This window comes from Streptomyces sp. NPDC111802, from assembly GCF_055634335.1.
In genome coordinates this window covers 108485-129422 of the sequence record NZ_JBVKCZ010000023.1, presented here as the reverse complement: position 1 = coordinate 129422, position 20938 = coordinate 108485, and the positions used below count along the sequence as shown (strand labels likewise).

Below are 20938 nucleotides of genomic sequence, written 5' to 3'. Positions count from 1 at the left end.
CCACGTGGAGTGAGGAGTCGGCGGATGCGGCTGATGCGGGTTGCTGTGGTGTGCGGTGCGGCCGTCATGACGGCGTTCGGCGGGCCGGCCCCGGCCGCCGGGGCGCTGGGTGGTCCCAAGGCGGAACTCGCCTATCACGGGTCCGCCGAGCTTGCCGCCGGCCGGGTCGACGTACGGTTCACGCCGCACAATCAAGGGCCCGGCGCCGCGCCGGACTCGACGGTGCGGATCAGCTGGTCCGAGCCGCTGGCGGACCGGCAGTCGCTGCCGGAGGGGTGCGCGCGGGCGGCGGAGCGCGTGGTGCAGTGCCGGGTGGGGGCGCTGGACGCGGACGGCGTCGGGGAGCGGTTGGGCCTGCGGGTACGGCTGCGGGAGGCGCCGTCGGAGGTGCTGCTGGAGTTCGACACGGTGCCGAGCGGCGGGGCGGTGGACGAGAAGCCGGGGAACGACCCGCAGCGAGTGCTGGTGCTGGACACCGGGGACACGTACTACTTCTGACGTCCGCCCGCCGGTCGAGTCCGCGGTGCTGGGAAGTCAGCGCACGCCCTGTGCGTACGCCGTCGGCGGCACCCCCACCGTCGCCGTGAAGTCCCGCACGAGATGGGCCTGGTCGGCGTAGCCGAGTTCGGTGGCGAGGGTGGCCCAGTCGACGTCGGTGCGGGTGGCGGCCTGTTCCAGGGCCTCGTGGATGCGGTAGCGGAGCAGGACCCACTTGGGGCTGACGCCGACGTACGTCGAGAAGAGCCGTTGCAGCGCCCGCACCGACAGGCCCTGTGACTCGGCGAAGTCGCCGACGCGGCGGACCGTGCGGTCGGCGCGGATGCGCTGGACGAGGCTCGTGGCGAGGTCGGCCTGGGGGTCGGGGGCGCAGGGCAGGGCCAGGGCGAAGGTGTCGAGGGCGGCCGCCCGGGAGGTGTCGTCGGAGTGGCTGACGATCGCGCGGGCTGCCTCACCCGTGGCCGCCGGGAACACCTCGTCGGCGGGCAGAGTACGGCCCGTCCACCGGGACACCGGCGCCTCGGGGACGTACGGCCGGAAGCCGCCCGGCCGGAACTTCACCCCGCAGACCCGGCCCCGGCCGGTCAGCTTCCGGGTGAAGAGGCCCTGTGCCACGCCGGTGACCTCGGCATATGGCGGTCCCTCGGTCTCGTCCCACTGGAAGGTGAGGTTGACCGCCGGGTGCGGGAGGACGTGGGAGGCGTAGGGCGCGGGCAGGTCCCAGTCGATGAGCCAGTACCACTCGATGTACCGGCGCAGCGGCTCGGCGGGCTCGTGGCGGCGGAACCGTACGTGGTTCAGCAGCCCGGTCGGGTCGACGATCCCGCGGGTGTCGTGGCGGGGTGCCTCCATGCCCGGATCGTACGTCGCGTTTCTTCAAGATGGGCGGTCGTGGCTGTCCCTACGGTCGGAACATGGACACGAACAGTGTGAAGACGTACGGCATGGGTGAGCTGCTGGGCATGGCGCGGGAGCGGGCGGTGCCGGTGGTGCGGGGCATTCCCGACGCGGCGCTCGCCGCGCCCACGCCCTGTGCCGAGTACGACGTGCGGGCGCTGGTCAATCACCTCTTCCGGGTGATCGTGCAGTTCCAGCGGCTGGCCGTGAAGGAGGCCTCGGACTTCGGTGAGACGCCCGACCGGGTCGCCGCCGGTGCCGAGTGGCGTGAGCGGCTCGTTCAGGAGGCGGACCGGCTGGTGGCGGCCTGGTCCGTGCCGGGTGCCGAGGAGGGCACGACGGGCGGGATGAACATGCCGGCCCGGCTGGTCGGCTCGATGGCGCTGCTCGATCTGACGGTGCATGTGTGGGACCTGGCGCGGGCGACGGGCCAGGAGTACCCGGGGGCCGACGAGGCGGTCGTGGTGGAGCTGTCCGGCGCGGTGGACGAGCTGGCGCCGACGGCCCGGAAGATGGGGGTGTTCGGGGAGCCGGTGCCGGAGCCGCAGGGCGCGTCGGCGTTCGAGCGGCTGCTCGCGCGGACCGGCAGGGATCCGTACTGGCGATAGGGGAATAGTCCTCGGACGGTCTCGGTTCTCCGGGTATAGTTGAACCGTCAACAACCTGGAGAGTGAGCGACCATGCAGTTCGGGATCTTCAGCGTCGGCGATGTGACGCCGGACCCCACCACGGGCCGTACGCCGACCGAGCGTGAGCGCATCAAGGCCATGGTCGCGATCGCGCTGAAGGCCGAGGAGGTCGGGCTCGACGTCTTCGCGACCGGCGAGCACCACAACCCGCCGTTCGTGCCGTCGTCGCCGACGACGATGCTCGGCTACATCGCGGCGCGGACGGAGCGGCTGGTCCTCTCCACCTCCACGACCCTGATCACCACCAACGACCCGGTGAAGATCGCGGAGGACTTCGCGATGCTTCAGCACCTGGCCGACGGCCGGATGGACCTGATGATGGGCCGCGGCAACACCGGCCCGGTCTACCCCTGGTTCGGCCAGGACATCCGGCAGGGCATCAACCTCGCCATCGAGAACTACGCCCTGCTGCACCGGCTGTGGCGCGAGGACGTCGTGAACTGGGAGGGCAAGTTCCGTACGCCTCTGCAGGGCTTCACCTCCACGCCCCGCCCGCTGGACGACGTACCGCCGTTCGTCTGGCACGGCTCCATCCGCTCGCCGGAGATCGCCGAGCAGGCCGCGTACTACGGCGACGGCTTCTTCCACAACAACATCTTCTGGCCGGCCGACCACACCAAGCAGATGGTCGAGCTGTACCGGAGCCGGTACGCCCACTACGGGCACGGCACGCCCGAGCAGGCGATCGTCGGGCTGGGCGGGCAGGTCTTCATGCGGAAGAACTCGCAGGACGCGATCCGCGAGTTCCGGCCCTACTTCGACGTCGCGCCGGTCTACGGGCACGGCCCGTCGCTGGAGGACTTCATGGACCAGACCCCGCTGACCGTCGGTTCCCCGCAGCAGGTGATCGAGAAGACCCTGTCCTTCCGCGAGTACGCCGGTGACTACCAGCGCCAGCTGTTCCTGATGGACCACGCCGGGCTGCCGCTGAAGACCGTCCTCGAGCAGCTCGACATGCTCGGCGAGGAGGTCGTGCCGGTGCTGCGCAAGGAGTTCGCGGCGGGGCGCCCCGCGGGTGTGCCGGACGCGCCGACCCACGCTTCCCGCAAGGCCGCCCAGGAGGTGACCACCGTATGAGGCTCGTCGTCGTCTCGGCGGGGCTGAGCGTCCCGTCGTCCACCCGGCTGCTGGGCGATCGGCTGGCCGCCGCGGTGGGCCGTCGGGCCGCTGTGGACGTGGAGGTCGTGGAGGTCGTGGAACTGCGCGAACTCGCGGTGGAGATCGCGCACAACTTCACGAACGGGTTCGCGGGACAGCGGCTGTCCGCCGCGATCGACGCGGTGACCGGGGCCGACGGGCTGATTGTGGTCACTCCGGTGTTCTCGGCGTCGTACAGCGGGCTGTTCAAGTCGTTCTTCGACGTGATCGACAAGGACGCGCTGGCGGGCATGCCGGTGCTGATCGCCGCGACCGGCGGAACGGCCCGGCACTCGCTGGTCCTGGAGCACGCGCTGCGCCCGCTCTTCGCCCATCTGCGGGCCGTGGTCGTCCCGACCGGGGTGTACGCCGCGTCGGAGGACTGGGGCGCCGAGGGGCTGGACGCGCGGATCGAGCGGGCCGCGGGAGAGCTGGCGGGGCTGATGGCCGGACTGTCGGCGGCCGGACGGCCCGCGAAGAAGGCGGCGGAACCCGGGGTGGTGCCGTTCGAACAGCAGCTGGCGGCACTGCGACCGGCCGGGTGAGAGGCCAGTAAGAAGGGTGCCGGTGAGCCGCTCATCACGTCGTACGACCGCGAAGGCTTGGCAGTATGAACCCGTGCCCCAGACTGTTCTCCTCGCCGAAGACGACCGCGCCATCCGCAACGCCCTGGAGCGGGCGCTGACGCTGGAGGGCTATCAGGTCACCGCGGTCGCCGACGGCGTCGAGGCGCTGGCGCAGGCCCATCGCACACCGCCGGACGTGCTGGTGCTGGACGTGATGATGCCCGGCATCGACGGGCTCCAGGTCTGCCGGGTGCTGCGCGCCGAGGGCGACCGCACCCCGATCCTGATGCTCACGGCGCTCGTGGAGACCCAGGACCGCATCGCCGGCCTGGACGCGGGCGCCGACGACTATGTGGTCAAGCCCTTCGACGTGGAGGAGGTCTTCGCCCGGCTGCGCGCCCTGCTGCGCCGCACCAGTGAGGCGAACGGCGCCCCCGTCGACGTACCGAAGCAGGCACCCGAGCCCGTCGGCCGGCTGATCGAGGCGGCCGGGCTGCGGATGGACCCGCAGGCGCGGCGGGCCTGGCGGGGCGCGCGGGAGCTGGAGCTGACGCGGACCGAGTTCGAGCTGCTGGAGCTGCTGGTGCGCAACGCCGGCATCGTCCTCGACCACTCCACCATCTACGACCGCATCTGGGGCTACGACTTCGGCCCCGGCTCCAAGAACCTCGCCGTCTACGTCGGCTATCTGCGCCGCAAGCTCGACGAACCGGGCGCGCCGCAGCTGATCCACACGGTGCGCGGGGTGGGTTACGTGCTCCGGGAGGACTGAGTGGGCGTCCCGGCCCGCCGTCGGCTCGCACGGTTGATGTCCGCGCGCCTGCTGACCGGACGGCGGCGGACCGGACTGGTCTCGCTGCGCTCCACCTTCGCCGTGTCCTTCGCGGCCGTGACCGCCGTGGTCACCGTCCTGGTCGGACTGCTGTCGTACACGGCCGCCGCCCGGCTGGTGCGGGTGGACCAGGAGTCCGTGTTCGACGAGGTCGTGCAGGATCTGCGCGGCGAGGTGCGGCAGCGGCCGATGCTGCCGGAGGACTTCTCCTCCTCAGCGCCGGGGCACGATCTCGTACGGCCCGCCCGTACCGATGTGCAGGTGCTGGGCCCGGACGGTGCCGTGGTCGACCCGGGCCGCCCTGGGCTGCCGGTCACGGCCGCCGACCGGCGGATCGCGGCCGACGGGACGGCCGGGCGGATGGTCCAGCACCGGGACGTCGACGTCGGCAGTGACGTCTACCGCGTCGCGACCGTCGCGCTCGGCGGCGGGCGGGGCGCGGTGCAGATCGCCCAGGAGTTCAGTGACACCGAGGACCTGCTGCGGGCGCTCCAGCAGCGGACGCTGCTGCTGATGGCGGCGGTGGTGACGCTCGCCGGGCTCTTCGGCTGGTGGCTGGCCCGGCGCATCACCCGCCGCCTGGTGGTCCTCACCGACGCCGCCGAGGACGTCGCCCGTACCCGGCAGCTCGGCATCCAGGTGCCGGTCACCGGATACGACGAGGTCGGCCGACTGGGCCGGGCCTTCGACCGCATGCTGGGGCGGCTGGCCCAGTCGGAGGAGGACCAGCGGCGCCTGGTGCAGGACGCGGGCCACGAGCTGCGTACCCCTCTGACATCCCTGCGTACGAACATCTCCCTGCTGCGCCGCATCGACGAGCTGCCGCCCGACACCCGCGACGAGCTGGTGGCCGACCTGGGCCAGGAGGCGCGCGAACTGACCGACCTGGTCAACGAGTTGGTAGATCTGGCGGCCGGGCAGTCCGACGCCGAGCCGGCCCAGCGGGTGGACCTCGCCGACATCGCCGAGGACGTCGCGGGGCTCGCGCGGCGGCGTACGGGGCGGCGGATCCTGGTCCGGGCGAGCGGCGACACGACCACGGCCGGCCGGCCCGGGATGCTCCAGCGGGCGGTGACCAACCTCGTCGAGAACGCGGCGAAGTTCGACCGCGACGGCACCGCGCCCATCGAGATCAACATCGCCGGCCCCGCGCGTCCCGGGACGGTGCGTGTCGAGGTCCTCGACCGGGGGCCCGGCATTGCCGAGGACGACCTGATCCGGATCTTCGACCGCTTCTACCGAGCCGCCGACGCACGCTCGCTGCCGGGGTCGGGGCTCGGGCTGTCGATCGTGCGGGAGGTGGCCCTCTCACACGGCGGGGCACCGTTCGCGTTCCGGCGGGACGGGGGTGGGACGGCGGTCGGGTTCACGGTGGGTGGGGCGGGTTGACCGGTGGCTCGGGCAGGTTGGTGGCGTGGGCTGATCGGGGATTCCGGTAGGTCGGTGGCTGATAGCGGCACCTGCCGAGAGGCCCGTGCTCTCTCGGATCTCTCCCTCATGGGTCACCATCTGTGGGGGCGGCCCGTGCGTCGTGCCGGTGGCCGAGGGGAGGAGCGTCGTCGTGCTGAGTGGCGTGGAGAGTGCGGTCCTGGCAGGGATCGACGAGGCCTGGATCGGGCGGACGCTGATGGAGCTGATCGCCGTGCCGAGTGTGACCGGGAGCGCGGCCGAGTCGGAGTTGCAGCATCTGCTGGCGGGGTGGCTGGAGCGGCTCGGGCTGGACGTCGACCTGTGGTCCATGGATCTGGACGCGCTGCGCGCGGATCCCGCCTTTCCGGGGACGGAGGTGGAGCGGGAGGAGGCCTGGGGGCTGGTCGGGGTGACGGAGGACGGCGGCGACGGGCCGACCTTCGTGATGCAGGGACATGTGGACGTCGTACCGCCGGGGGACCTCGACGCGTGGGACGGCGATCCGTTCGCGCCGAGGGTGGTCGGGGACGTCGTACACGCGCGGGGCGCCTGCGACATGAAGGCCGGGCTGGTGGCCCATCTCGCCGCGCTCACCGCGATACGGGCCGCCGGGGTGCGGCTGCGCGGGCGGATCGGCGTGCACTTCGTGGTCGGTGAGGAGGACGGCGGCCTCGGCGCGTTCGGCACGCTGCGGCGCGGCCACCGCGGGGACCTGTGCGTCATCACCGAGCCGACCGGCGGCGCCCTCGTCACCGCCAACGCCGGCGCGTTGACCTTCCGTCTCGCCGTCCCCGGCAGGGCGGCCCACGGCAGCGCCCGCGACCAGGGCGTCAGCGCCATCGACGGGTATGTGCCGCTGCACCGGGCACTGACCCGGCTGGAGACCGAGCGCAACCGGGACGTCCACCCGCTGATGGCCGAGCACCCCATCCCCTACGCCCTGTCGGTGGGGACCGTGCGTGCCGGGGACTGGGCGAGCAGCGTCCCCGATCTGCTCGTCGCGGAAGGGCGGTTGGGGGTACGGCTCGGGGAGGATCCGGCCGAGGCACGGGCCGCCTTCGAGCGCGTCGTCGCCGAGACCTGCGCCGACGACCCCTGGCTGCGCACGCATCCGGCGACCGTGACCTGGCCGGGCGGGCAGTTCGCCAGCGGACGGCTGCCGGAGGGGCATCCGCTGCCCGAGGTGATCCGGGGCGCCCGTGCCGACGCCGGGGGAGCCGCCGATCTGCGGGAGTGCGGGGCGCCGTACGGCAGTGATCTACGGCTGTACGCGGGGGTGGGGATCCCGACGCTGCAGTACGGGCCGGGGGACATCAGGGTCGCGCACAGCGCGCGGGAGCGGGTGTCGGTCGCCGAAGTGGTGGAGGTGGCACGGACGTTGGCGGTGACCGTGCTGCGGACGGTCGGCACGAAGTGACACCGGGAGGGGCCCGGGCGGAGGACAGGTGATCGCCGGCCACCGCGCCCGCGCCCGTCCGCCCCGCCCCTCGCGGTAGGGGCCGTTCTTCTCGTCCCTCTGCGGCGGCGGGGCCGTGGGCACCCTGGCCCCTGGCTCACATGTGCACCACGGGTGCCGCGTCGGGGTCGGTAACCGGTGCGCCGCGCCGGTAGAGGACGAGGCTGACGACCAGGCCGACGACGAAGAAGACGGCCGACCACCAGTAGGCGGTGGAGTAGGCCTCCAGACCGGCCTGCGCCCGCACGACGGGGTCCCTGGGGTCACGGCCGACGAGGTAGTCGGTGGCGGCGCCGGTGGCCAGGGTGTTGAGCAGGGCGGTGCCGATCGAGCCGCCGACCTGCTGCATGGCGTTGACGGTGGCCGAGGCGACCCCGGAGTCCTTCGCGGCCACGCCGGCCGTGGCCAGGCTCATGGCGGGCGCGATCACCAGTCCGAGGCCCAGGCCCGCCACGATCAGCGGGGGCAGCACATCGGTGGTGTAGCCGCTGGTCAGGTCGAGGGCGGTCATCCAGACCATGCCGGCGGCGGCCAGTCCCATGCCCAGCGGCACCACCGGCTTGGGGCCGATGCGGGGGATCAGCACGCTGGAGGCGAGCGTGGAGGTGAGCATCAGCGAGGCCACCATCGGAAGGAAGGCCAGGCCCGTCTTGGTGGGGGAGTAGCCCAGGCTCTGCTGGAGGTAGTAGGTGAGGAAGAGGAAGACACCGAACATGCCGGCGCCGCTGATCAGGACGGAGACGAAGGAGGCGCCGCGGTTGCGGTCCAGCAGGATCCGCAGCGGCAGCAGCGGGTGCGGGGCGCGGGTCTGCCACCAGGTGAAGGCGGCGAGCAGTACGGCGCCGGCGGCCAGGAAGCCCCAGGTGGCCACGGAGTCCCAGTCGTGGCTCTCGGCGTTGGAGAAGCCGTAGACCAGGCAGAACAGTCCGCCGCCGACGAGGACGGCGCCGGGGATGTCGATGCTGACGCTCCGGTCTCGGGTGGTGCGCTGGAGCAGTACGGCTCCGCCGGCGAAGGCCACCGCCGCGAAGACGAGGTTGACGTAGAGGGTCCAGCGCCAGTCGAGGTGCTCGGTCAGGACGCCGCCCAGGAGCAGGCCGATCGCGCCACCGGCGCCCGCGATGGGCGCCGTAGACGCCGAAGGCCTTGGCGCGTTCCTTGGCGTCGGTGAAAGTCGTCGTCAGCAGCGACAGCGCGGTGCCGATGGACGTGCTGTTCTTCGCCGTCATCCCGCCCGTCTCGGGCATGGTCGAGGTACCCCTCGCTCGACGCCTGGGCAGGTCCGAGCCCGCCTCGCCGGAGCAACTCACCGCCACCGCCGAGACGCTGGCGGCGCTGGTGGTCAACGGGCTGCTGGCGAAGGGGCCGGTGCCGCGGGGCTGAGGCCGCCGCACCCAGGGTCAGGACCTTGCCGACTGCCCTCCGACCCCGAGGACGTCGAGCATCGCCCGGGTCGCCGGGCTGGGGTTGAAACGGCTCCACACCAGGTACTCCAGGCGATGCGGCCCGTCGACGACACGGACCAGCGCCAGTTCCGGGTCGGCGGCGGCCAGGGGACGGACGTACGCCGACGGCAGCAGCGCGATGCCGAGCCCGCGTGCGACCAGCCGGGAGATCAGCTCCACGACACCGGCCTCGTAGGCGACGTCGCGGACCAGGCCCGCCGCGGCGAAGGCACGGTCCGACTGGGCACGGGCCGGTGTCCCGGCCGCGAAGTCCACGAACGTCTCCTCGGCGATCTCCCGCAGCGTCACCCGGGAAGCCCCCGCGAGCCGGTGCCCGGCCGGCACCACCAGCGCGTGCTCGTCGTGGTCGAGGACAAGGGCCTCCACGCCGGACGGCCGTTCGCCCTCCGGCAGCCCGAGGAAGGCGATGTCCAGCTCGCCGTCCCGGACTGCCGCGGCCAGCTCGTCGCTGCGCCCGGAACGCAGGACGACGTGCACGTCCGGATACCGCGCGCGATACCGCTGAAGCAGCTCGGGTACGTCCACTGCGGCCGTCGTCACGATGACGCCGACGGCGAGCCGGCCCCGCACCACCCCGGTCGCGGCGGCGGCGTCCGCGACCGCGCGGTCGGCGGCGGCCAGGCACTCGCGCGCGGCGGCCACGAACGCCACTCCGGCACTGGTCAGTTCGACACGGCGGCTGGAGCGGGCGAAAAGCTTGACGCCGAGCTCCCGTTCCAGGCCCGCGATCCGGTGGCTGAGGGACGACTGCACCACGAAGCAGCGCTCCGCCGCGCGCGTGAAGTTACGGGTTTCGGCGACGGCGACGACGTATCGCATCTGCTGGAGATCCACGTATCCATCGTTGTCGTTCATGGTTGTGATGACAACCATGTGTTGGAGTCATAAGGGCAGGCTGCGGAGACTGCTTCACATGCACCCCTTGCATCCTTCGACCGAGCGGTCACCGGGCCAGCTGCGGACGTACGCGCAGCCGATGGCCACCGTCGCGCTGACCGCGTTCGCCCCTGCGGCCTGGGGCACCACGTACGCAGTGACCACGGAACTCCTCCCGGCCGGGCATCCGATGTTCGCCGGACTGATACGCGCCCTGCCCGCCGGGCTGCTGGCGCTGGCGATCACCCGTGTGCTGCCGCGCGGCGACTGGTGGTGGAAGGCCGGGCTCCTCGGCGCGCTCAACATCGGCGCACTGTTCCCGCTGCTGTTCCTGGCGGCCGAACGGCTGCCCGGCGGGGTCGCCGCCACCCTCGGCGCCGCCCAGCCGCTCCTGGTCGCCGGGCTGGCCATCGCGGCGCTCCATGTCCGGCCGACGGTCTGGCGCTGGGTCTGGGGCGTGCTCGGCCTGGCCGGCGTCGGACTCGTCGTGCTCGGTCCGGAGGCCCGGCTGGACGCCGCCGGGGTGCTCGCCGGTCTCGGCGGTACGACCGCCATGGCCGCCGGGACCGTCCTCACCAAGCGCTGGGGGCGGCCTCCGGGCGTCGGCCCGCTGGCCCTCGCCGGCTGGCAACTGACCGTCGGCGGCCTGCTGTTGCTCCCGCTCACCCTCACGATCGAGGGCCTGCCGGAGCGGATCGACGCCGGGGCGGCGGCCGGCTATCTGTGGCTCGGCAGCGTCGGCGGGCTGATCGCGTACACGCTGTGGTTCCGGGGCATCGGCAAGCTCTCGGTCGGCGCGTCGGCTCCGCTGGTGCTGCTGTCGCCGCTGGTCGCGACCGCCATCGGAATCGGGCTGGGCGAGTCGCTGAGCGTGCCGCAGTCGTTCGGGTTCGTGCTGGCGCTGGCCGCGTTGCTGGCGGCGCAGTTCGAAATTCCGGCGGGGGGTTTGCGGGTGCTCGTGGACGGAGGGAGGAGGACGGAATCGGCGAAGGGGCGGGGCGCGGGTGAGTTGGAGAGGGTGGGTTCGGTGACGGTGGGGGCGGGTTCGGTGACGAGGGGTTCGGCAGGGGCGGGTTCGGCGGGAGCGGGGGTCGTGACGGCAGGTTCGGCGGTGCCCGTGCCGATGTCCGTGCCCGCGCCGGTGTCGGCGGCCTCCGTAGTCGCGGGTTCGATGATGAAGCCGGCCATGACGATCGCCGTGCTCGGTGCCACGGGAATGGTCGGCAGCCGGGTGATCGCCGAGGCGGCCGCGCGTGGGCACCGGGTGCTCGCCCTGTCCCGCAAGCCGATGGACGCGGATGCGAGTGGGGGCGCGCGCGTGACGCCGGTCGCGGTCGACGTGAACGACGCGGCGGCCGTCGGTGAGGCCCTCGCGGGCTCCGGCCCGACCGGCGCCGCGGACGCCGTCGTACTGGCCGTGCGGACCTTCCCGGCCGACCGGGAGTTCCTGGTCGGCGCCACCCGCACGGTGCTGGACGCCGCCGCACGGCTGGGCGTTCGCGTGCTCGTGGTGGGCGGCGCCGGCGCCCTGCGCAGCCCCGGCGACCCCGATCTGCTGGTGGCCCACGACCCCGCGTATGTGCCGGCCGAGTACCGGGCCGTGGCGGCGGCCGGAACGGCACAGCTGCGGACCTGCCAGGACCACACCGGCGCGGACTGGGTCTACCTGAGCCCGCCGGCCGTGCTCGAACCGGGCGATCGGACCGGCCGCTACCGGCGCGGCACCGACACCTTGCTCACGGGCCCGGACGGCCGTTCGTGGATCAGCGCGGAGGACCTGGCCGTTGCGGTGGTCGACGAGGCCGAGAACCCGGGCGGCGAACGCCACATCACCGTCGTCCACCGACCCTCGACATGACAGTCGCAGCGATCCTGCATTAAAGACCCGTAAAGATTGCCGGAACCCGGCAATGAAAAGCTCACTCCCTGCGTGTCACGATCGCGTCAAGTCGGAGGTCGGCGGCGGGTGAGGGGGGACGGCGCGCATGGTCTGGTTTCTTGGGCTGGGCATAACGGGGGTCGCGCTGCTCGCCCTGTCGCTGGTCTTCGACGGATTGCTGGACGGGGTGCTGGACGGCGTGCTCGACGGTGCGCTGGGCGGTGCCCTGGACGGGTGGCTGTCGCTGCCGGTCGTCGCCGGGTTCCTGGCGATGACCGGCTTCGGCGGAGCCATCGCCAGCGGCGCGGCGGGCGCCGGTCCGGCGGTCGCCACCACGGCGGGCGCCGTGTGCGGGCTGGGGACGGCCTGGCTGACGTATCGCTTCAGCCGCGTCCTGATGCGTGACCAGACCGCTCTCGCCCCGACCGGGGACGACCTGGTGGGTGCGGCGGGCAACGTGGTCACGGCCATCCCGGCGGAGGGCTACGGCGAGGTGCTGCTGCGACTCGCCGGCCAGCCGGTGAAGTTCGCCGCCCGCAGTGCGGGGCCGGTGGCCCGCGGCGCCGAGGTGTGGGTGGAGGCGGTGCCGTCCGCCACATCGGTCGTGGTGCGGCCGGTGGACCGCTGAACTCCCTCCCTTGTTCCTTTGTTCCTTAGTTCCTTCTTTCTCGTACGTGATTCGGGGGCACTGCCATGAGTCCTGTCGTCATCGCCGTCGTGGGAGTCGTCGTACTCCTCGTACTGCTGGCACTTGTCGTCGTCACCCGCTACAAGGTGGCGGGTCCGAGCGAGGCGTTCATCGTCACCGGGAGGCGTGGCAAGAAGGCCACCGATCCGGAGACCGGCCGGGTCTTCACCGACAACAGCGGGCAGAAGGTCGTGGTCGGCGGCGGGGTGTTCGTCGTGCCGTTCGTGCAGCAGAAGTTCACCCTCGACCTGTCCTCCCGGCACATCCCGGTCGCGGTGCGCGGCGCGGTCACCCTGCGCGGGGTCAAGGCCAACCTGGACGGCGTGGCGATCGTCAAGGTCGGCGGCACCGAGGACTCGATACGGGCCGCCGCGCAGCGGTTCCTGATGCAGCAGGACGGGATCGTCGGTTTCACCCAGGAAGTGCTGTCGGGTGCCCTGCGGGCCATCGTCGGGCGGATGTCCGTGGAGGACGTCATCCGTGACCGGGCCGCTTTCGCCGGGCAGGTCGCCGAGGAGGCGGAGGCGAGCCTGTCCGGTCAGGGCCTGGTCCTGGACGCCTTCCAGATCCAGGACATCACCACCGAGGGCTCCTACCTGGAGGACCTCGGGCGTCCCGAGGCCGCCCGCGCGAAGCAGGAGGCCGACATCGCCGAGGCCGTGGCCCGGCGGGCCGCAGAGCAGGCCCGGCTGAAGGCCGAGGAGGAGATCGCCGTCGCCCAGCGGACGTTCGCGCTCAAGCAGGCCGAGATCAAGGCGGAGACCGACGAGGCAGCGGCCCGCGCGGCTGCCGCGGGCCCGCTGGCCGAGGCCGCCCGGCGGCAGGACATCCTCGCCGAGCAGGAGAAGGTCGCCGAGCGCCAGGCCGCGCTGACCGACCGGCAGCTCGACACCCAGGTCCGCAAGCCCGCCGACGCCCAGCGGTACGCCGCCGAGCAGGAGGCCGAGGCCAAGCGGGTGGCCCGGGTCAAGCAGGCCGAGGCGGAGAAGTCGGCGGGCATCGCGGCGGCGCAGGCGGAGGCGGAGCGGGCGCGGCTGACCGGTGAGGGTGAGAAGCAGCGCCGTAGCGCGCTGGCCGAGGCCGAAGCCGTAGAAGGTCTGAAGCAGGGTGAGGCCGAGCGGTCCCGGCGTGCGGCGATCGCGGAGGCCGTACGGCTGGAGGGTGAGGCCGAGGCGTCGGCGATCGGCGCGAAGGGCGCGGCGGAGGCCGAGGCGATGCGGAAGAAGGCCGACGCGTTCGGGCAGTACGGCGACGCGGCGATCCTGCAGATGCTCGTCGAGGTGCTGCCGCAGGTCGTGGCGAAGGCGTCCGAGCCGCTCAGCGCGATCGACAAAATGACCGTCATCTCCACCGACGGCGCGGGCCGCCTGCCCCGAGCGGTCGCCGACAACGTCGCCCAGGGCCTGGAACTCCTCGGTTCCACCACGGGGGTCGACCTCGCCGGGCTGCTGAAGGGCGTCACGCAGCGTGCCGCGGCGACGGGGGAGCCGGCGGCCGAGCTCAACGGGAAGGTCGAGATCACCGGCTGACGTGCTGGTGAACCGCGGGGCCCGCTCACCGTTCGCACGGTGGGCGGGCTCTGGTCTGCTCAGAGCTCCTGTGCGGGCCAGTCCAGCAGCCGCGCCCCGATGACCGCGGTCTGGAGGGTGTAACGGTGCATCGGGTCGGCCGGGTTGGCGCCGGTCAACTGGTGGATGCGCTCCAGCCGGTAGGTCAGCGCGCGCACGCTGAGCGCCAGCCGGCGGGCCGCCTCGGCCGCGGTGCAGCCCGCCTCGAAGTACACCTGGAGCGTCCGCAGCAGCGGTTCGGCACCGCCGCGCGCGCTCCTCAGCGGCCCCAGCGCGCTGAGCACCAGGTCGGCCATCGCCTGCCGGTCGCGCGCGAGGACCGGGTAGACCAGCAGGTCGGCGGCGCGCACCACGGGCTCGTCCAGGCCCAGCCGGTCGGCGAGTTCGAGGGTACTGAGCGCTTCCTCGTAGGAGTGCACCACGCCGCCGGCGCCTGGCTGGGGGCGGCCGACGGCCACCCGGCTGCCCTCCGTGGCGGCGTGCGCCTGCTTGGCGAAGTAGGTGAGTACGTCGTCCTGGTCGCCCGGCGCGATGCAGACCAACTGCCCGTTCTTGGTGGCGAGCAGGATCCGCCGGTCGCCGAAGCGCGCTATCAGCGCGGCCCCCACCTGACGGGTGACCGGTGCGGTGTCGTCGTACGCCTGCGGACCCTGGGCCACGGCGACGGCGTGCGCGCGGGACAGCACGAGGCCGAAGCGTTCGGCGCGTTCGGCGAGACGCCCCAGGTCGCTGCGGCCGTACAGCAGATCGTCGATGAACTCCCGCCGCGCGGCCTCCTCTTCGCGTACGGCCAGACGCTGGGCCCGCTCATACCCCTCGGCGAAGGCGTCGACGGCCTGCTCCACGGCGGCCAGGACGCTGTCGGCGGAGCCCGGGGCTCCGGGCCAGGCGGCCCGGGTGGCCGCCAGGTGTTCCCGTACGAGGCTGCGCAGGCTGTGCCCGTCCTCCGCGGCCCGCTCGCCGAGGGTACGGCGTTCGTTCAGCTCGTCCCGGGTCAGGCGGCGCGCGGTGGCGGAGACCTCAGTCAGGATCTCCGCGTACCCGTCCAGATAGCGTGTGGCCGTCTCCGGCTCGGTCACTCTGCCCCCGTGTGCCTCGTGTGCCGTTGACGCCCTCTTAACGGCCACCGGCATGCAGACCCTAGTGAACTCTGCCGGGAACCGGCAATGCGCACGTCGGCTCCGGCCGTGCATCATCGCTTGCGGGGAGCACTAGGTATGGTTCCGATGCCGGGCACCGGCAGGTGCCCGGCACAAAGGGAGAAACCGTGAAGCTGTACCTCGCCGTGCCTCTTGTCCTGATGGTGTTGCTCATCGCCGCCTCCGGCGTCGCGGCGGTTACCCGTGGCTGGGTGCTCCCCATGAACCGGCGCCATGTTCGTACCCCGCGGATCCACGGTTGGGGTCAGCTGGTGGTGGCCTTCGGGCTGTGCTGGCAGCTGACCTTCGGGCTGATGATCAGCGATTCCGGCGCTCGGCCGACGGGAACGCTGATCGGCGCCGCGATTCTCCTGGCCGGCGTCATCGTCATGATGGTGGGCCAGCTTGCCCGCGGTGACCAGAAGGACGGCGGCACACCGTGAACCGTGTCCGACGCGATCATGTTCCGAGCCGGATGACACGACCTGGGACATGAAAAAGGCGGGGTCCGAAAACCCCGCCCGCAGACTACGAAACCCAAGTCACGGCCAAACCAAGCAATAAGGCTGATGCCCCGCCTCATGCAACCGATGGCTGAAGTCCTGCCACTCATGCAGCAGTTGATACACATTGAACGCGTCCCGAGGCCCGCCCCGGTCCGGCACCGTCGACCAGATGAAGGCGGCCGCGCCGACCGCTTCCTCTCCTATGCCGCGTAGCGGGTCGACCACCGTCATCGGGAGTTTGACCACCGCGTAGTCGGGGTGCAGTACGACCAGTTCCAGCGGCGGGACCTTGTGCAGGGGGACGCCCTCGATGCCGGTCAGGACCATCGCGGCCATGGTCTCCGGCTTGATCTTGGTGAACATGCCGTTCATGCCGAGCTCGTCGCCGCCGAGTTCCTCGGGGCGCATCGAGATCGGGACGCGGGCCGCGGTCGCGCCGTCCGGCGCGCCGAAGTACTTGTACGTCACCCCCACCCGACCACCATTCCTGCTCCCCGCCCGCAGACGCTCGACCTGGCTGTCGACCCGCCGGTCGATCGGCTCGTGCTCACTCGGTACACCGGGTACACCCGAAACATCTGGCATACCTGGTACAACGTGTCCCTGGCGTGCTTCGTTCGAATCCTCCGCGTCGCGCCGGTGCCTTCCCCGCCGGGCACGTCGAGGACCCAGGTCATCAGTCCCCTCGCCCAGTCCGCCACCGCGATGCATATCTCCACCCGACTGCTTTTCTAGGACGCGTGGCCGCAGCCGCGCAACCCGATCATCGTGTCAGTGACCTCCCCCACGGCCGCCCGCCGAAACGTGCGGTGAAACACCTTGCCGCGGGATCTTCTCAGTCCTCAATGAGTCCCCGATGAGTACCCGAACAGTCCCCGATCAGTCCCCGACCATCACGCCCCGTATGAGCTGTGTGTATCACGTCCAGTCTCGCAGATCGCGCGGGGGTGACGGGGGTGACGGGGTGACCGGGGGTGACGGCGGGAGGGGAGGGGGTGAGGTGACGGGCCGGCGGGGTGGTAGCGGGCAGGCAGTAGTGGCCCGCTGTCGACACCGTCCCCTGGCCTACCCTGAGGAGGTCACTGGCAACCGGAGTCCGAGATCATCGGAGTAGGTCAGAGAAGGTCGGAGTAGTCGCAGGTCATGAGCGAAGCGCCCTCTTCAGGAACGCCCTATCCATACGATGCGCCTGCCTCGCAGGCTCTGTTCGACCGTGCGGCCGCCGTCACGCCGGGCGGCGTGAACTCCCCGGTGCGCGCCTTCCGTGCCGTGGGCGGTACGCCCCGGTTCATGGTGTCCGGTACCGGTCCGTACCTGACCGACGCCGACGGGCGGGAGTACGTCGACCTGGTCTGCTCCTGGGGACCCATGATCCTCGGGCACTCCCACCCGGACGTGATCGCCGCCGTCCAGGACGCCGTATCGCGCGGTACGTCCTTCGGTACGCCCGGTGAGGGCGAGGTCGCCCTCGCCGAGGAGATGGTCGACCGGATCGGGCCGCTGGAGCAGGTGCGGCTGGTCTCCAGCGGCACCGAGGCCACGATGTCCGCCATCCGGCTCGCCCGCGGGTTCACCCAGCGGTCCAAGGTGATCAAGTTCGCCGGGTGTTATCACGGCCATGTCGACTCGCTGCTCGCCGCCGCCGGGTCCGGCGTCGCCACCTTCGCCCTCCCCGACACGCCCGGCGTCACCGGCGCGCAAGCAGGCGACACCATCGTCCTGCCGTACAACGACCTCGAATCCGTGCACGAGGCCTTCCACCGCTACCCCGGCGAGATCGCCTGCGTCATCACCGAGGCCTCGCCCGGCAACATGGGCGTCGTCCCGCCGCTGCCCGGCTTCAACGAGGGGCTCAAGGACGCCTGCCGCAAGAACGGCGCCCTCTTCATCTCCGACGAGGTCATGACGGGATTCAGGACCAGTCGCGCCGGGTGGTACGGCATCGACGGGGTCAAGCCCGACCTCATGACCTTCGGGAAGGTGATGGGGGGCGGTTTCCCCGCCGCCGCCTTCGGTGGCCGTGCCGACGTCATGGCCCACCTCGCGCCCGCCGGGCCGGTGTACCAGGCCGGCACCCTCTCCGGTAACCCGGTCGCCACCGCCGCCGGCCTCGCCCAGCTGCGGCTCCTCGACGAGGCGGCGTACGAGAAGGTCGACTCGGTGTCGGCGACCATCCAGTCCCTCGTCACCGAGGCCCTCACCAAGGAGGGCGTCGCGCACCGGCTGCAGAACGCCTCCAACATGTTCTCGGTCTTCTTCACGGACCGTGAGGTCCGCAACTACGAGGACGCCAAGCGGCAGGAGTCCTTCCGCTTCACCGCCTTCTTCCACTCGATGCTGGCCCAGGGCGTCTATCTGCCGCCCTCCTCCTTCGAGTCCTGGTTCGTGTCCACGGCCCACGACGAGCAGGCCGTCCAGCGCATCGCCGACGCCCTCCCGGCGGCGGCCCGAGCGGCGGCGGAGGCCACGGCGGCATGAGCGACGACATCCACAAGGACGACGGCATCCACGAGAACGACGACATCCACCAGAGCGACGGCGACATCACCGTCGTCCACCTCATGCGGCACGGCGAGGTCGCCAACCCGGACGGGATCCTCTACGGCCGTCTCGCGGGGTACCACCTGTCCGACCTCGGGCGGCAGATGGCGGACCGGGTCGCCGAGCATCTCGCCTCCCGTGACGTCACCTACGTCGGCGCCTCCCCGCTGGAGCGCGCGCAGGAGACCGCCACGCCGATCGCCAAGGCGCACGGGCTGGACCTCGCGACCGACGCCCGGCTCATCGAGGCCGACAACGTCTTCCAGGGCAAGACCTTCGGCGTGGGGGACGGGGCCCTGAAGAAGCCGGAGAACTGGAAGCACCTCGTCAACCCGTTCAAGCCGTCCTGGGGTGAGCCGTACGCCGACCAGGTCATCCGGATGATGGGTGCGCTGGGCGCCGCCAAGGACGCGGCGCGTGGGCACGAGGCCGTGCTGGTCAGCCATCAGCTGCCGATCTGGATCGTCCGCTCCCACGTCGAGAAGCGGCGGCTGTGGCACGACCCGCGCAAGCGGCAGTGCACGCTCGCGTCCCTGACGAGCTTCACGTACCAGGGCGACAGGATCGTGTCCGTCGGCTACAGCGAGCCCGCCATCGATCTCGTGCCCGCGCACCTGCGTGCCGGTGCCAGGCCGGTCCAGGGGAAGAGCAAGGCCTTCGGAGCCTAAGACGCGTTTGTGACATTTGTTGCGAATCCTCCGTGATCTGGAGGAACCTCCCCGTTCGTCGTGCCCTCTGAGTGGGTGACCACCAGAGCAAGCACGACGGACGGGGCAGCAATGCGCAACTTCAGCCGAAGGGGAGTCATCGGACTCGGTGCCGGAGCGGCCGCCGGCCTAGGGCTCGCGGGATGCGGCACGCTCACGTCGTCAGACGAGTCGAACCACTCCGGAGGTTCCAGCGGCGGCAAGGACAACCAGCCCGGCGCCCAGGCCGACCGCGCCCGCCCCATAGGCGACGGCTCCACCTCCTACACCGGCAAGCAGCCGGGCCAGCCCGGCAGGCCCGAGCCGCTGGAGCCGGGTCAGGAGCCCCCGCAGTTCGTCGTGTTCTCCTGGGACGGTGCCGGCGAGGTCGGCAACGGCCTCTTCCCGCGCTTCCTCGACCTGGCCAAGGAGCATGAGGCCCACATGACCTTCTTCCTCTCGGGGCTGTATCTGCTCCCCGAGTCGAAGAAGCGGCTCTACGACCCGCCGAACAACCCGCGCGGCGCGTCCGACATCGGCTACCTCACCGACGACCACATCAAGGCGACGCTGAAGAACGTCCGTCAGGCCTGGCTCGACGGCCATGAGATAGGCACCCACTTCAACGGCCACTTCTGCGCGGGCAGCGGCACCGTCGGCAACTGGACCCCGCAGCAGTGGCGCAGCGAGATCGATCAGGCCAAGTCCTTCGTGAAGGAGTGGCGGACGAACTCCGGGTGGACCGATCTGCCCTCGCTCCCCTTCGACTACGACAAGGAGCTCGTGGGCGGTCGCACGCCCTGTCTCCTCGGCCAGGACAACCTGCTTCCCGTGGCCCGTGAGCTGGGCTGGCGTTACGACGCCTCCTCGCCGGGCGGCCGTCAGGTGTGGCCGCGGAAGAAGCAGGGGCTGTGGGATCTGCCGTTGCAGCAGATACCTTTCCCCGGGCGTTCGTTCGAGGTCCTTTCCATGGACTACAACATGCTCGCCAACCAGTCGGTCAACTCCACGAACGCTCCCAGCCACAACTACCCGGGCTGGCGCGAGCAGTCGGCACAGGCGTACATCCAGGGGTTCAAGCGGGCATACGAGACTAACCGTGCGCCCTTCTTCATAGGCAACCACTTCGAGCAGTGGAACGGCGGCATATACATGGACGCCGTCGAGGAGTCCCTCAAGCACATCGCGCGGGAGAAGGAGAAGGGTGCCGACATCCGGCTCGTCTCCTTCCGGCAGTTCGTGGACTGGATGGACGTACAGAAGCCGGACGTTCTGGACAAGTTGCGCACGCTGGAGGTCGGGCAGGAGCCCGTCGGCGGCTGGCACGCCTTCATGAAGGGCGGCTCCACGAGCACCTCCACCGGTTCCCCCAGCGGTTCCTCCAGTGCTTCCTCCAGCGGTTCTTCCGAGGGCACCCAAAACGCCGCCTGAAATGCGGGTTTACGTCCGGCAGGGGGGTGCGCAAGATCCCCGGAACGGACATGCGAAACTTTTCACATGAGTGCCGCCCGTCGCGCCCGTAGCCGTACCGCCCTGCTCGCCGTCACCAGCGCCGCTGCCGCCGCGCTGGCTCTGTCCGCGTGCAGTTCGGGTGGTACGTCCGGTGGCGGCGGGGACACCAACTTCGTCGCCGGCAACGACGGTGTCGACACCGTCGCCCAGGGCAAGCGCGCCGCCTCGCCGGTGCTGTCCGGCGAGACCATCGACGGCAAGCAGCTCAGCACCGCCGACTACAAGGGCAAGGTCCTCGTCATCAACGTATGGGGATCGTGGTGCCCGCCCTGCCGGGCCGAGGCGAAGAACTTCCAGACCGTCTACGAGGACGTCAAGGGCCAGGGTGTCGAGTTCGTCGGCATCAACACCCGGGACACCAGCACCACCCCCGCGAAGGCCTTCGAGAAGGAGTACGGGGTCACCTACCCGAGCCTGTACGACCCCACGGGCAAGCAGATGCTCCGCTTCGGGAAGGGCACGCTCAACCCGCAGGCGATCCCGTCCACGCTCGTCATCGACCGGGACGGCAAGATCGCCGCGCGTGCGCTGCAACCCCTCAGCGAGGACAAGCTGCGCGGCATGATCAAGCCCGTCCTCGCGGAGAAGTGAC

At 71.3% G+C, this 20938-nt stretch carries 20 protein-coding genes and 2 pseudogenes; 17 read left to right on the top strand and 5 right to left on the bottom strand.

The features are described 5' to 3' along the window. Positions 1 to 24 precede the first annotated feature (24 nt). Entirely contained in the window at positions 25 to 498 is a 474-nt protein-coding gene (locus tag ACZ7NC_RS25225) for a hypothetical protein (protein WP_471491433.1), read from the top strand. A 36-nt stretch (positions 499 to 534) separates the two neighbouring features. Here the strand turns inward: ACZ7NC_RS25225 and ACZ7NC_RS25220 are convergent, their stop codons facing one another. Then, positions 535 to 1350: a DUF6597 domain-containing transcriptional factor gene (locus ACZ7NC_RS25220; protein WP_471491432.1), complete on the bottom strand. Its 816-nt coding sequence runs from the start codon at positions 1348 to 1350 to the stop codon at positions 535 to 537. Between the two features lie 62 nt (positions 1351 to 1412). Here ACZ7NC_RS25220 and ACZ7NC_RS25215 point away from each other — a divergent pair, with 62 nt between their 5' ends. The 6 genes from ACZ7NC_RS25215 to ACZ7NC_RS25190 all read left to right on the top strand — a co-directional run bounded on the left by ACZ7NC_RS25215 (position 1413) and on the right by ACZ7NC_RS25190 (position 7446). Then, positions 1413 to 2003: a TIGR03086 family metal-binding protein gene (locus tag ACZ7NC_RS25215; protein ID WP_471491431.1), complete on the top strand. Its 591-nt coding sequence runs from the start codon at positions 1413 to 1415 to the stop codon at positions 2001 to 2003. Between the two features lie 72 nt (positions 2004 to 2075). Beyond that, complete coding sequence (locus tag ACZ7NC_RS25210) at positions 2076 to 3161, top strand: LLM class flavin-dependent oxidoreductase (protein WP_471491429.1); 1086 nt, start codon at positions 2076 to 2078, stop codon at positions 3159 to 3161. Then, positions 3158 to 3766, top strand: a complete 609-nt coding sequence (locus ACZ7NC_RS25205) for an FMN reductase (protein ID WP_471491428.1) — start codon at positions 3158 to 3160, stop codon at positions 3764 to 3766. Before ACZ7NC_RS25210 ends, ACZ7NC_RS25205 begins: the two co-directional genes overlap by 4 nt. A 73-nt stretch (positions 3767 to 3839) precedes the next feature. Beyond that, a complete protein-coding gene (locus ACZ7NC_RS25200) occupies positions 3840 to 4559 on the top strand; it encodes a response regulator transcription factor (RefSeq protein ID WP_471491426.1) in 720 nt (239 codons plus the stop codon). 36 nt (positions 4560 to 4595) lie between these two features. After that, on the top strand, positions 4596 to 6008 hold the full coding sequence (locus ACZ7NC_RS25195) for a sensor histidine kinase (protein WP_471491499.1): 1413 nt from the start codon (positions 4596 to 4598) through the stop codon (positions 6006 to 6008). A 172-nt stretch (positions 6009 to 6180) separates the two neighbouring features. Beyond that, positions 6181 to 7446, top strand: coding sequence for an ArgE/DapE family deacylase (locus ACZ7NC_RS25190; RefSeq protein WP_471491424.1), 1266 nt, complete (start codon positions 6181 to 6183; stop codon positions 7444 to 7446). Between the two features lie 136 nt (positions 7447 to 7582). Here ACZ7NC_RS25190 and ACZ7NC_RS25185 read toward each other — a convergent pair. After that, positions 7583 to 8681: pseudogene (locus tag ACZ7NC_RS25185) on the bottom strand (MFS transporter); the annotation flags it as partial. Between ACZ7NC_RS25185 and ACZ7NC_RS25180 the strand changes: the two are divergent. After that, the gene (locus tag ACZ7NC_RS25180; RefSeq protein ID WP_471491501.1) at positions 8653 to 8868 is read left to right on the top strand and encodes a hypothetical protein; all 216 of its coding nucleotides are present in this window, start codon (positions 8653 to 8655) and stop codon (positions 8866 to 8868) included. The pseudogene ACZ7NC_RS25185 and the gene ACZ7NC_RS25180 sit on opposite strands and share 29 nt — an antisense overlap. 17 nt (positions 8869 to 8885) lie before the next feature. Here ACZ7NC_RS25180 and ACZ7NC_RS25175 read toward each other — a convergent pair whose 3' ends face one another. Beyond that, positions 8886 to 9785, bottom strand: a complete 900-nt coding sequence (locus tag ACZ7NC_RS25175; RefSeq protein ID WP_471491498.1) for a LysR family transcriptional regulator — start codon at positions 9783 to 9785, stop codon at positions 8886 to 8888. A 142-nt stretch (positions 9786 to 9927) separates the two neighbouring features. Here ACZ7NC_RS25175 and ACZ7NC_RS25170 point away from each other — a divergent pair. The 4 genes and pseudogenes from ACZ7NC_RS25170 to ACZ7NC_RS25155 form a co-directional block, all read left to right on the top strand. Further along, positions 9928 to 10764 (top strand): annotated as a pseudogene (locus ACZ7NC_RS25170) (EamA family transporter); the annotation flags it as partial. A 186-nt stretch (positions 10765 to 10950) separates the two neighbouring features. Next, on the top strand, positions 10951 to 11685 hold the full coding sequence (locus ACZ7NC_RS25165) for an NAD(P)-dependent oxidoreductase (RefSeq protein WP_471491496.1): 735 nt from the start codon (positions 10951 to 10953) through the stop codon (positions 11683 to 11685). 127 nt (positions 11686 to 11812) lie between these two features. Further along, on the top strand, positions 11813 to 12334 hold the full coding sequence (locus tag ACZ7NC_RS25160) for a hypothetical protein (RefSeq protein ID WP_471491422.1): 522 nt from the start codon (positions 11813 to 11815) through the stop codon (positions 12332 to 12334). A 65-nt stretch (positions 12335 to 12399) separates the two neighbouring features. Beyond that, positions 12400 to 13923: a flotillin family protein gene (locus tag ACZ7NC_RS25155; RefSeq protein WP_471491421.1), complete on the top strand. Its 1524-nt coding sequence runs from the start codon at positions 12400 to 12402 to the stop codon at positions 13921 to 13923. Positions 13924 to 13982: 59 nt separating this feature from the next. Here ACZ7NC_RS25155 and ACZ7NC_RS25150 read toward each other — a convergent pair whose 3' ends face one another. Further along, positions 13983 to 15041, bottom strand: coding sequence for a PucR family transcriptional regulator (locus tag ACZ7NC_RS25150; RefSeq protein ID WP_471491419.1), 1059 nt, complete (start codon positions 15039 to 15041; stop codon positions 13983 to 13985). A 188-nt stretch (positions 15042 to 15229) separates the two neighbouring features. Here ACZ7NC_RS25150 and ACZ7NC_RS25145 point away from each other — a divergent pair, with 188 nt between their 5' ends. Next, positions 15230 to 15544 carry a hypothetical protein gene (locus ACZ7NC_RS25145; protein ID WP_471491417.1) on the top strand — a complete coding sequence of 105 codons (315 nt, stop codon included), beginning with the start codon at positions 15230 to 15232 and terminating at the stop codon, positions 15542 to 15544. A 99-nt stretch (positions 15545 to 15643) separates the two neighbouring features. Here the strand turns inward: ACZ7NC_RS25145 and ACZ7NC_RS25140 are convergent, their stop codons facing one another. Then, entirely contained in the window at positions 15644 to 16081 is a 438-nt protein-coding gene (locus ACZ7NC_RS25140; RefSeq protein WP_003974483.1) for a hypothetical protein, read from the bottom strand. Between the two features lie 669 nt (positions 16082 to 16750). Between ACZ7NC_RS25140 and hemL the strand changes: the two genes are divergently transcribed. The 4 genes from hemL to ACZ7NC_RS25120 all read left to right on the top strand — a co-directional run bounded on the left by hemL (position 16751) and on the right by ACZ7NC_RS25120 (position 20937). Then, positions 16751 to 18085: a glutamate-1-semialdehyde 2,1-aminomutase gene (gene hemL, locus ACZ7NC_RS25135; protein WP_471491415.1), complete on the top strand. Its 1335-nt coding sequence runs from the start codon at positions 16751 to 16753 to the stop codon at positions 18083 to 18085. Between the two features lie 83 nt (positions 18086 to 18168). After that, the gene (locus ACZ7NC_RS25130; RefSeq protein ID WP_471491494.1) at positions 18169 to 18816 is read left to right on the top strand and encodes a histidine phosphatase family protein; all 648 of its coding nucleotides are present in this window, start codon (positions 18169 to 18171) and stop codon (positions 18814 to 18816) included. A gap of 111 nt (positions 18817 to 18927) precedes the next feature. Next, positions 18928 to 20265 (top strand): polysaccharide deacetylase family protein, encoded by a 1338-nt coding sequence (locus ACZ7NC_RS25125; RefSeq protein WP_471491492.1) that lies wholly within the window; start codon positions 18928 to 18930, stop codon positions 20263 to 20265. A gap of 66 nt (positions 20266 to 20331) precedes the next feature. Next, positions 20332 to 20937: a TlpA family protein disulfide reductase gene (locus ACZ7NC_RS25120; protein WP_471491414.1), complete on the top strand. Its 606-nt coding sequence runs from the start codon at positions 20332 to 20334 to the stop codon at positions 20935 to 20937. Position 20938 lies beyond the last annotated feature (1 nt).

Coding starts and splice junctions, on each gene's coding strand:
- ACZ7NC_RS25225 (WP_471491433.1), top strand. CDS start 25: ATGCGGCTGATGCGGGTTGCTGTGGTGTGCGGTGCGGCCGTCATGACG.
- ACZ7NC_RS25220 (WP_471491432.1), bottom strand. CDS start 1,350: ATGGAGGCACCCCGCCACGACACCCGCGGGATCGTCGACCCGACCGGG.
- ACZ7NC_RS25215 (WP_471491431.1), top strand. CDS start 1,413: ATGGACACGAACAGTGTGAAGACGTACGGCATGGGTGAGCTGCTGGGC.
- ACZ7NC_RS25210 (WP_471491429.1), top strand. CDS start 2,076: ATGCAGTTCGGGATCTTCAGCGTCGGCGATGTGACGCCGGACCCCACC.
- ACZ7NC_RS25205 (WP_471491428.1), top strand. CDS start 3,158: ATGAGGCTCGTCGTCGTCTCGGCGGGGCTGAGCGTCCCGTCGTCCACC.
- ACZ7NC_RS25195 (WP_471491499.1), top strand. CDS start 4,596: ATGTCCGCGCGCCTGCTGACCGGACGGCGGCGGACCGGACTGGTCTCG.
- ACZ7NC_RS25165 (WP_471491496.1), top strand. CDS start 10,951: ATGTCCGTGCCCGCGCCGGTGTCGGCGGCCTCCGTAGTCGCGGGTTCG.
- ACZ7NC_RS25160 (WP_471491422.1), top strand. CDS start 11,813: ATGGTCTGGTTTCTTGGGCTGGGCATAACGGGGGTCGCGCTGCTCGCC.
- ACZ7NC_RS25155 (WP_471491421.1), top strand. CDS start 12,400: ATGAGTCCTGTCGTCATCGCCGTCGTGGGAGTCGTCGTACTCCTCGTA.
- hemL (WP_471491415.1), top strand. CDS start 16,751: ATGAGCGAAGCGCCCTCTTCAGGAACGCCCTATCCATACGATGCGCCT.
- ACZ7NC_RS25130 (WP_471491494.1), top strand. CDS start 18,169: ATGCGGCACGGCGAGGTCGCCAACCCGGACGGGATCCTCTACGGCCGT.
- ACZ7NC_RS25125 (WP_471491492.1), top strand. CDS start 18,928: ATGCGCAACTTCAGCCGAAGGGGAGTCATCGGACTCGGTGCCGGAGCG.
- ACZ7NC_RS25120 (WP_471491414.1), top strand. CDS start 20,332: ATGAGTGCCGCCCGTCGCGCCCGTAGCCGTACCGCCCTGCTCGCCGTC.